Below are 261 nucleotides of genomic sequence, written 5' to 3' on the forward strand. Positions count from 1 at the left end.
CTTTTGATCTTTGGCTTTATGTAATCCTTGGTATTACATTGTCGTTTGGTGGGTTCTTTGTATTTCACAACTATAACGCTTGGGCCAAACGGCAATTAGAAAGTACTGACTCATCATTTATTCGCGGTTCAGCGTTAGTTTGGTTTGTTAGTTTTGGTATTTCATTAACGGGTGTTGGTATAACTTATATTTTTGGTTTACCACTATTTAGTTTATATTTTGGCTAGGTGCAAAGTGTACCTAGCAAGCCAAAATGGCAAA

The 261-nt window shown here is 36.0% G+C and carries 1 protein-coding gene; it reads left to right on the forward strand.

The features are described from left to right. On the forward strand, positions 1 to 227 hold a 227-nt coding region (locus P20495_RS22150; RefSeq protein ID WP_033016391.1), incomplete at its 5' end, for a hypothetical protein. Positions 228 to 261 lie beyond the last annotated feature (34 nt).

It is taken from the genome of Pseudoalteromonas sp. BSi20495 (genome assembly GCF_000241185.1).
GTDB classification, from domain to species: Bacteria; Pseudomonadota; Gammaproteobacteria; order Enterobacterales; family Alteromonadaceae; genus Pseudoalteromonas; species Pseudoalteromonas fuliginea.